At 60.9% G+C, this 9408-nt stretch carries 8 protein-coding genes; 6 read left to right on the forward strand and 2 right to left on the reverse strand.

Annotated elements, in window-relative coordinates; all coding sequences use genetic code 11:
* Positions 1-326: 326 nt before the first annotated feature.
* Both WBB95_RS15375 and WBB95_RS15380 read right to left on the reverse strand, forming a co-directional pair.
* On the reverse strand, positions 327-1823 hold the full coding sequence (locus WBB95_RS15375; RefSeq protein ID WP_424488365.1) for a CoA-acylating methylmalonate-semialdehyde dehydrogenase: 1497 nt from the start codon (positions 1821-1823) through the stop codon (positions 327-329).
* Positions 1824-1862: 39 nt separating this feature from the next.
* Positions 1863-3212 carry an aspartate aminotransferase family protein gene (locus tag WBB95_RS15380; protein ID WP_424488366.1) on the reverse strand — a complete coding sequence of 450 codons (1350 nt, stop codon included), beginning with the start codon at positions 3210-3212 and terminating at the stop codon, positions 1863-1865.
* A gap of 125 nt (positions 3213-3337) precedes the next feature.
* On the opposite strand from WBB95_RS15380, the gene WBB95_RS15385 reads away from it, so the two are divergent.
* The 6 genes from WBB95_RS15385 to WBB95_RS15410 all read left to right on the forward strand — a co-directional run bounded on the left by WBB95_RS15385 (position 3338) and on the right by WBB95_RS15410 (position 9366).
* The gene (locus WBB95_RS15385; RefSeq protein WP_424488367.1) at positions 3338-4258 is read left to right on the forward strand and encodes a LysR family transcriptional regulator; all 921 of its coding nucleotides are present in this window, start codon (positions 3338-3340) and stop codon (positions 4256-4258) included.
* Positions 4259-4345: 87 nt separating this feature from the next.
* Positions 4346-5740 (forward strand): uracil-xanthine permease family protein, encoded by a 1395-nt coding sequence (locus WBB95_RS15390; RefSeq protein ID WP_424488368.1) that lies wholly within the window; start codon positions 4346-4348, stop codon positions 5738-5740.
* Between the two features lie 87 nt (positions 5741-5827).
* Positions 5828-6487 (forward strand): TetR family transcriptional regulator C-terminal domain-containing protein, encoded by a 660-nt coding sequence (locus WBB95_RS15395; protein ID WP_424488369.1) that lies wholly within the window; start codon positions 5828-5830, stop codon positions 6485-6487.
* 12 nt (positions 6488-6499) lie between these two features.
* A complete protein-coding gene (locus WBB95_RS15400) occupies positions 6500-7081 on the forward strand; it encodes an IMPACT family protein (RefSeq protein WP_424488370.1) in 582 nt (193 codons plus the stop codon).
* 57 nt (positions 7082-7138) lie between these two features.
* Positions 7139-7825, forward strand: a complete 687-nt coding sequence (locus tag WBB95_RS15405; protein WP_424488371.1) for an SDR family oxidoreductase — start codon at positions 7139-7141, stop codon at positions 7823-7825.
* Positions 7826-8007: 182 nt separating this feature from the next.
* Complete coding sequence (locus WBB95_RS15410) at positions 8008-9366, forward strand: 8-oxoguanine deaminase (RefSeq protein WP_424488372.1); 1359 nt, start codon at positions 8008-8010, stop codon at positions 9364-9366.
* Positions 9367-9408: the final 42 nt, after the last annotated feature.

Consider the following 9408-nt stretch of genomic DNA (forward strand, 5'->3'; position numbering starts at 1 on the left):
GGAGGCGAATTCTACAGCGTTACACGCTGCTGTCAACACCTCTTTTTCTCCGCTTTCGACCGAGAAGATCGAAACGTTAATAGAGCCAAACAACACCGCCCTACCAACTCCTTCTGGGCTTCGATGAACTGAAGCAACCCGCTGTCGAACCTCGCATAACTCTTTGTTTACCAAGGAGTTTTCCGTTTCGACTGCGCCGGAAGTGGGGCGAATTATAGACTTCCAGAATCTGCCGTCAACCCCTGACTTTCACATTTCTGTCATATCGGTCAAAAACATCCGAAAAACGCAAAAGCCGGCCCCAAGGGGCCGGCTTTCAGCTCACCCTACGACAAGCTAGGGAAAGCAAACTGCGACGCTTCATGGCTGGCCCGCTGTGGCCAACGCTGGGTAATCGCCTTGCGACGGGTGTAGAAACGCACCCCATCCGGCCCATAAGCGTGCAAATCGCCAAACAGCGAACGCTTCCAGCCACCAAAGCTGTGATATGCCACCGGCACCGGTAATGGAACGTTAACCCCAACCATGCCCACTTCAATCTCGTCACAGAACAGACGCGCTGCTTCACCGTCACGGGTAAAGATGCAAGTGCCGTTGCCGTACTCGTGATCGTTGATCAACTGCATCGCCGCTTCCAGGCTATTCACCCGAACCACACACAGCACCGGCCCGAAGATCTCTTCTTTATAGATACGCATCTCAGGCGTCACGCGATCGAACAAGCTGCCACCCAGGAAGAAACCCTCCTCATGGCCAGCCACGCTCAACCCACGACCATCCACCACCAGCTCGGCGCCCGAGGACACACCGTCTTCTATATAGCCACTGACCTTATCTTTCGCCTGCCCAGTCACCAATGGGCCCATATCCAGACCGCACGTAGTGCCCGCGCCGATCTTCAGCGCCTTGACCTGCGGCACCAGCTTGGCGATTAACGCATCCGCCACCTGGTCACCCACACACACGGCTACCGAGATCGCCATGCAACGCTCACCGCAGGAACCGTACGCCGCGCCCATCAAGGCGCTTACGGCGTTATCCAGGTCCGCGTCGGGCATCAGCACCGCGTGGTTTTTCGCCCCGCCCAGCGCCTGCACACGTTTGCCGCGCTTGGTCGCCTCGGAATAGATGTACTCGGCAATCGGCGTCGACCCCACAAAGCTCAGTGCCTTGACTTCCGGCGCTTCAATCAACGCATCCACTGCACCTTTGTCCCCGTGTACCACGCTCAGCACGCCTTTAGGCAGGCCGGCTTCCTGCAACAGTTGCGCTATCAGCAGCGTCGAGCTCGGATCACGCTCCGAAGGTTTCAGGATGAAACAGTTACCGCAGACGATCGCCAATGGGTACATCCACAACGGCACCATCGCCGGGAAGTTGAACGGCGTAATACCGGCCACCACGCCCAGCGGCTGAAAGTCCGACCAGGCATCAATGTTCGGCCCGACGTTACGGCTGTACTCGCCCTTGAGAATCTCCGGCGCCGAGCACGCGTATTCCACGTTCTCGATCCCGCGCTTCAATTCACCCGCTGCGTCTTCCAGCGTCTTGCCATGCTCCTCGCTGATCAACTGCGAGATACGCGCTTCGTTCTGCTCCAGCAATTGCTTGAAACGAAACATCACCTGGGCACGTTTGGCCGGCGGAGTATTCCGCCAGGCCGGGAATGCCGCTTTGGCCGAGTCGATCGCACGTTGAATGGTTTCACGGCTGGCCAATGGCACCTGGTGAATCACCTGGCCAGTGGACGGGTTGTACACGTCGGCGGTGCGACCGGATTCACTGACCAACTCGCCGTTGATCAAATGCTGGATAAGGCTCATGCAGGGCTCCTGGAAAATTGTTCTATATAGAAGGAGAAATCAGTCGATCTTGTTCAGCACTTCGCCGACCGCGTCAAACAGGCGATCCAGGTCCTGCGGCTTGCTGTTGAAGGTTGGCCCGAATTGCAGGGTGTCACCGCCAAAGCGCACGTAGAACCCGGCTTTCCACAAGGCCATGCCGGCCTCGAATGGACGCACGATGGCATCACCGTCACGCGGGGCAATCTGGATCGCGCCGGCCAGGCCGTAGTTACGAATGTCGATCACGTTCTTGCTGCCCTTCAAACCGTGCAGCGCATTCTCAAAGTACGGAGCGACTTCGGCGACGCTTTGCACCAGGTTTTCCTTCTGCAGCAGGTCCAATGCCGCCAGGCCAGCTGCGCAAGCGACCGGGTGCGCCGAGTAGGTGTAGCCGTGGGGGAATTCCACGGCGTACTCAGGCGTCGCCTGGTTCATGAAGGTTTGATAGATCTCGCTGCTGGCAATCACTGCGCCCATCGGGATCGCGCCGTTGGTGACTTGCTTGGCGATGCACATCAGGTCCGGCGTCACGCCGAAGCTGTCGGCACCGAACATCGAACCGGTACGGCCGAAACCGGTGATCACTTCGTCGAACACCAACAGAATGTTGTGCTGGTCGCAGATCTCACGCAGGCGCTTGAGGTAACCCTGTGGCGGCACCAGCACGCCCGCCGAACCGGCCATTGGCTCGACAAACACCGCGGCGATGTTCGATGCGTCGTGCAGTTCGATCAGCTTGAGCAGTTCATCCGCCAGCGCGATACCGCCCAGCTCGGGCATCCCACGGGAGAACGCATTGCTCGCCAGCAAGGTGTGCGGCAGGTGATCAACATCCATCAAGCCCTGGCCAAACAGCTTACGGTTGCCATTGACGCCGCCCAGGCTGGTGCCGGCGATATTCACGCCGTGGTAACCGCGGGCACGGCCAATCATTTTGGTCTTGGTGGCCTGGCCTTTCAGGCGCCAGTAGGCGCGCACCATCTTCACGGCGGTGTCGGCGCACTCGGAGCCGGAGTCGGTGAAGAACACGTGGTTCAGATTGCCCGGGGTCAGGTCGGTAATCTTTTCCGCCAACTGAAAGGACAGCGGATGACCGTATTGGAAGCCCGGCGAGTAATCCAGAGTGCCCAATTGCTTGGCGACCGCTTCCTGGATTTCCTTGCGCGTGTGCCCGGCGCCACAGGTCCACAAGCCCGACAACGAGTCGTACACCTTGCGGCCCTTGTCATCAATCAACCAGCTGCCTTCGGCGGCCACGATCAGGCGCGGGTCACGCTGGAAGTTACGGTTGGCGGTGTAGGGCATCCAGTGAGCATCCAACTTCAGTTGGCTGGCCAGGGACGAAGGGGCGTTTTCGGGCATGTTCATCAGCAAAACCTCGCAGGGCAAAAGGCAGCGTCGGGATTGAAAAGCGGTGTTGCAGCTAAATTGCCACGGCGATAAAGTCGGTGAAATTCAACTCTTCTAACCTTCAGTCAGGCCTTCACTAAACTATGAGCAGCCGTCGACCCGATCCCCTCGCCCAAGTCAGCGACTTCGATATCCGCCTGTTGCGCATCTTTCGCAGCGTGGTGGAGTGCGGCGGCTTCTCGGCGGCCGAAACTGTGCTCGGCATCGGGCGCTCGGCCATCAGCCAGCAAATGAGCGACCTGGAGCAACGCCTCGGACTAAGGCTGTGCCAACGCGGGCGCGCCGGGTTTTCACTGACGGAAGAGGGGCGCGAGGTGTATCAGTCGGCACTGCAACTCTTAAGTGCCCTGGAAAGCTTTCGCACCGAGGTCAACGGCCTGCATCAGCATTTGCGCGGGGAGTTGATCATCGGCCTCACCGACAACCTCGTCACCCTGCCCCATATGCGCATCACCCATGCGTTGGCGCAGTTGAAAGAACGTGGCCCGGACGTGCAGATCCAGATCCGCATGATCGCGCCCAACGAAGTCGAGCAAGGCGTGCTCGACGGCCGCCTGCATGTCGGTGTGGTGCCCCAGGCCAGCGCCCTGTCGGGCCTCGAATACCAGCCGCTGTACAGCGAGCGCTCGCTGCTCTATTGCGCAGTTGGCCATCCGCTGTTTTATGCCGACGATAAACAACTGGATGACGCGCGCCTCGACAGCCAGGACGCCATCGCTCCCACCTTCCGCCTGCCTGCCGAGATTCAGGCCCATTACCAGGCGCTCAACTGCACCGCCAGCGCCTCGGACCGTGAAGGCATGGCCTTCCTGATTCTCACCGGGCGTTACATCGGCTACTTGCCTGATCACTACGCCAGCCTGTGGGTGCAACAAGGCCGACTGCGCGCGCTGAAACCGGCTACACGCTTTTACGATTTGAGCCTCGCATCGGTCACGCGCAAGGGCCGTCGCCCTCATTTGGTGCTGGAGAGTTTCCTGGAGAGCCTGGCCGCAACGCGCTAGCACGGGCTTCGCGGCAAAACTTGAGCAAGTGGACAGCTTTTTGCAAGGGAACCCGTACCTTGAACTGTCCGCCCGAGTTTGCCCACCATGCCACCCGAATCGTCCAGCCCCAGCGACCTGATCTACGGCCTCAATGACCGTCCAAAACCCGCCCCCGCCGTTCTGGCGGCACTGCAACATGTGCTGGCCGCCTTTGTTGGCATCATCACGCCGCCATTGATCATCGGCTCGACCCTGGGCCTGACCGCCCACCTGCCCTACCTGATCAGCATGGCGTTGATGGTTTCGGGCGTAGGCACCTTCATCCAGGCCCGTAGGCCGTTTGGTATCGGCGCTGGGATGATCTGCCTGCAAGGCACCAGCTTTGCGTTCCTGGGGGCCGTGTTGTCGGCAGGCTTCCTGGTGAAGCAACGCGGTGGCAGCCCGGAAGACATCATGGCGATGATCTTCGGCGTGTGCTTTTTCGGCGCCGCGGTGCAGATTGTTTTGAGCCGTTTTATCGGGCAACTGCGGCGGGTGATCACGCCACTGGTTACCGGCATTGTGATTACCCTGATCGGCATCAGCTTGATCAAGGTTGGCATCACGGACCTCGGCGGCGGCTTCAACGCCCCCGACTTCGGCGCGCCGATCAACCTGGCACTGGGCGTGTTCGTGGTGCTGACCATCATCCTGCTCAATCGCTCGAACACGCCGTGGGTACGCCTCTCGGCCATCATCATCGGCCTGGCCCTCGGCAGCCTCGCCGCATGGTTCAGCGGCAAACTGGTGCCCCAGGCCTTACCCGACTTGCCGTTGATCAGCCTGCCAATCCCGTTTCGCTTCGGGTTCAATTTCGACTGGAGCGCGTTCCTGCCGATCGCGCTGATTTATCTGATCAGCAGCATCGAAACCGTCGGCGACCTCACCGCCAACTGCATGATCGCCCGCCAGCCCATCAGTGGCCCTTCCTATATAAGCCGACTCAAGGGCGGCGTCCTCGGCGATGGCGTCAGTTGCATGATCGCCGCCACCTTCAGCGCCTTCCCCAACACCACCTTTGCGCAGAACAATGGCGTGATCCAACTCACCGGCGTGGCCAGTCGTTACGTCGGCTTATATATCGGCGTGCTGCTGTTTTGCCTCGGGTTGTTTCCGCTGATTGGCGCCGTGCTCCAGCAAATCCCCAAACCGGTACTGGGCGGCGCCACCCTGGTAATGTTTGGCAGTGTCGCCGCCGCGGGCGTGCGCATCCTCGCCCAAGCGCCGCTCGACCGGCGCAGCATGCTGATCATCGCCACGTCTTTCGGTGTCGGCCTGGGAATTGCCGCCCAGCCCAACCTGCTGCACTTGATGCCAAGCCTGGTGCAGAACCTGTTCGACTCAGCCATCACCAGCGGCGGCCTGACCGCCATCGTGCTGTGCCTGCTGTTGCCCGAAGCCAAAGCGACCGCGGTTGCCGCAAACAGCGCGGCGGAAAGCGACACACTGGAACCGCTTTGACGGTTTTATTGCATCGGGACTTGTCTGAGGCTTGAGGGTGGGTTATCTGTGCACACGTCGTCTTTATCGATCAGCACGGAAACCTCCATGAGCCTCGAAGTTCCTGCCCACAGCAACCACGCCGGTAAACCCGCCAGCCGCATTCGGCAAAAGAACGAACAAGCCATTCTCCAGGCTGCTGAAGATGAGTTCGCGCGCCATGGCTACAAAGGCACCAGCATGAACACCATTGCGTCGAGTGCCGGGCTGCCCAAGGCTAACTTGCATTACTACTTCACCAATAAGCTGGGCCTGTATATCGCGGTGCTCAGCAACATCCTCGACCTGTGGGACAGCACCTTCAACGCGCTGACCGCCGAGGACGACCCGGCCGTGGCCCTGACCCGCTACATCCGCACCAAGATGGAATTCTCGCGGCGCCACCCGCAAGCCTCGCGAATCTTCGCCATGGAGATCATCAGCGGCGGCGAATGCCTGACTGAATATTTCAGCCAGGATTACCGTGCGTGGTTCAGCGGTCGGGCGGCGGTGTTCCAGGCCTGGATCGACGCCGGAAAAATGGACCCGATCGACCCCGTGCACCTGATCTTTCTGCTCTGGGGCAGCACCCAGCACTACGCCGACTTCGCCACCCAGATCTGCCGCGTCACCGGTCGGACCAAACTGACCAAGCAGGACATGGAAGACGCCGGCACCAACCTGATCCACATCATCCTCAAAGGCTGTGGCATCAAGCCGGCCTTATAAACGAAGCGACTTATGCCTTTCACGCTTACCGGCCTTTGCGAATTTCGTGAAGAAATACGCAAAAGCCGCTTCATCACCCTCGCCGCGCCGATTACCAGCCCGCAAGACGCCCAGGCGTTTTTCGAGCAACACAGCGACCTCAACGCCACGCACAACTGCTGGGCCTGGAAACTGGCCGACCAATACCGCAGCAATGACGACGGCGAACCCGGCGGCACTGCTGGGCGGCCGATCCTGGCGGCCATTGAAGCCCAAGGCTTTGATCAGGTCGCGGTGCTGGTGATTCGCTGGTACGGCGGCATCCAATTGGGCACCGGCGGGCTGGCCAGGGCCTACGGCGGTGGCGCGAATAAATGCCTGCAAACGGCAGAACGCATTGAACTGATCAGCCGCGTGCCTCTGAGTTGCGCCTGCGGTTTCGCCGAGTTGAACCTGGTGAAACTGCGCGTTGCCGAACTGGGCGGCCTGGTGCTGGAAGAAACCTTCACCGCCAACGGCGTCGAACTGCAGCTGGCACTGGGCGAGGCACACATCGACACCTTGCAAACCCAACTGGCCGACCTCAGCCGTGGACGCATCCTGCTGCAACGCTGAACCTGCTAAGGTTGTTTGCTGCTTACCCCTGAACCGCGACGTTAAAGGAAGCCCTTCATGTCTACGCCAAAAACCGCACTGATCATCGGCGCCTCGCGCGGGCTGGGCCTTGGCCTGGTCAAGCAATTGCTCCAGGACGGCTGGGAAGTGACCGCCACCGTGCGCGACCCGAGCAAGGCCGATGCCTTGAAAGCCGTGGGCCCGGTACAGATCGAGAAGCTGGACATGGACGATCAGCACGCCGTGATCGCCCTGAGCCAACGCCTCAAGGACCGCACGTTCGACCTGCTGTTCGTCAACGCCGGCGTCAAGGGCCCGGCCAACCAGGAGCCCGGCCACGCCACCCTGGCGGAAGTCGGCCAGCTGTTTTTCACCAACGCCGTGGCGCCGATCAACCTGGCGCAGCGTTTCGTCGGGCAGATCCGCAAAGACACCGGCGTGCTCGCGTTCATGAGCTCGGTGCTGGGCAGCGTGACCATTCCCGACGGTTCGGACCTGGCGCTGTACAAGGCCAGCAAGGCCGCACTCAACTCCATGACCAACAGTTTCATCACCCAACTCGGCGACCGCACATTCACCGTGCTGTCGTTGCACCCGGGCTGGGTGAAGACCGACATGGGCGGTGAAAACGCCCACATCGACGTCGACACCAGCGTGCGCGGCCTGGTCGATCAAGTGAATGCCTACACCGGTAAAGGCGGCCATCACTTCATCGACTACAAGGGCGACACCATCGCCTGGTAATCCCAAACCCTGTGGGAGCGAGCTTGCCCGCGAAAAACCCGAGAGCGCCGCGTTCCCACAGGTAGACCCGATCTCGAACTACCCGTAATCTACCCACCTCGCCGTCACCGGCGACCCTGGATCAGCAGACAGGGCAACACTGAGCTGGCAAACCTGAACCCATCATTCAGAGGAGCCGGCCAATGCCTGCGACCCGTATCTGGTTAAAAAACCCCCTCGCAATTTTCACTGCCAACGGCCTCGACGCCCGTGGTGGCCTAGTGCTGCAAGACGGTGTGATCACCGAAGTGCTGGCCTGGGGACGCGAACCTGCCGTGCCCTGTGCACAGGTGTTCGACGCACGCGAGCACGTCATCCTTCCCGGGTTGATCAATACCCACCACCATTTCTACCAAACCCTGACCCGCGCCTGGGCGCCGGTGGTCAACCAGCCGTTATTCCCGTGGCTGAAAACCCTCTACCCGGTCTGGGCACGGCTGACGCCGGAAAAACTCGCACTGGCCTCCAAAGTCGCCCTGGCCGAATTGCTGCTCTCGGGCTGCACCACGGCGGCGGATCACCACTACCTGTTCCCGGACGGTCTGGAAAATGCGATCGACGTGCAGGTCGAAAGCGTGCGCGAACTGGGCATGCGCGCCATGCTCACCCGCGGTTCCATGAGCCTGGGCGAAGCCGACGGCGGCCTGCCGCCGCAGCAAACCGTGCAAGAAGGCCAAGTGATCCTTGAAGACAGCCAGCGCTTGATTCGCACCTACCACCAGCGTGGCGACGGTGCGCAGATCCAGATCGCGCTGGCGCCCTGCTCGCCGTTTTCGGTCACCCCGGAAATCATGGAAGCCAGCGCCGAACTGGCCAACAGCCTCGACGTGCGCCTGCATACCCACTTGGCGGAAACCCTCGATGAGGAAGACTTCTGCCTGCAGCGCTTCGGCCTGCGAACTGTGGATTATCTCGACAGCGTCGGCTGGCTCGGCCCGCGCACCTGGCTGGCCCACGGCATTCATTTCAACCCGGATGAAATCGCGCGCCTCGGCGCCGCGGGCACCGGCATCTGCCATTGCCCCAGCTCGAACATGCGCCTGGCGTCCGGCATCTGCCCGACCCTGGACCTGCTCGCCGCCGGCGCCCCTATCGGCCTGGGCGTGGACGGTTCAGCCTCCAACGATGCGTCAAACATGATCCTCGAAGCCCGTCAGGCCCTGTACATCCAGCGCCTGCGCTACGGCGCGGAAAAAATCACGCCTGAAGGCGTGCTGGGTTGGGCCACCAAAGGGTCGGCGCAGTTGCTCGGGCGTACGGATATCGGCGAGTTGGCCGTCGGCAAACAGGCCGACCTGGCGCTGTTCAAGCTCGATGAGCTGCGCTTCTCCGGCAGCCACGATCCGATTTCGGCGCTGCTGCTGTGCGGCGCCGACCGGGCAGACCGGGTGATGATTGGCGGTAAATGGCGTGTGATCGACGGTCAGGTCGAAGGCCTGGATTTGAAAGGCTTGATTGCCGATCACAGCCAGGCGGCGCGTGAACTGATCAACCGGACTTAACTGAAAAACACTATCGAAATGTGGGAGCGGGCTTGCTCGCGA

The sequence above is a fragment of the Pseudomonas sp. genome (assembly GCF_049645325.1).
In the GTDB taxonomy this organism is placed as follows: Bacteria; Pseudomonadota; Gammaproteobacteria; order Pseudomonadales; family Pseudomonadaceae; genus Aquipseudomonas.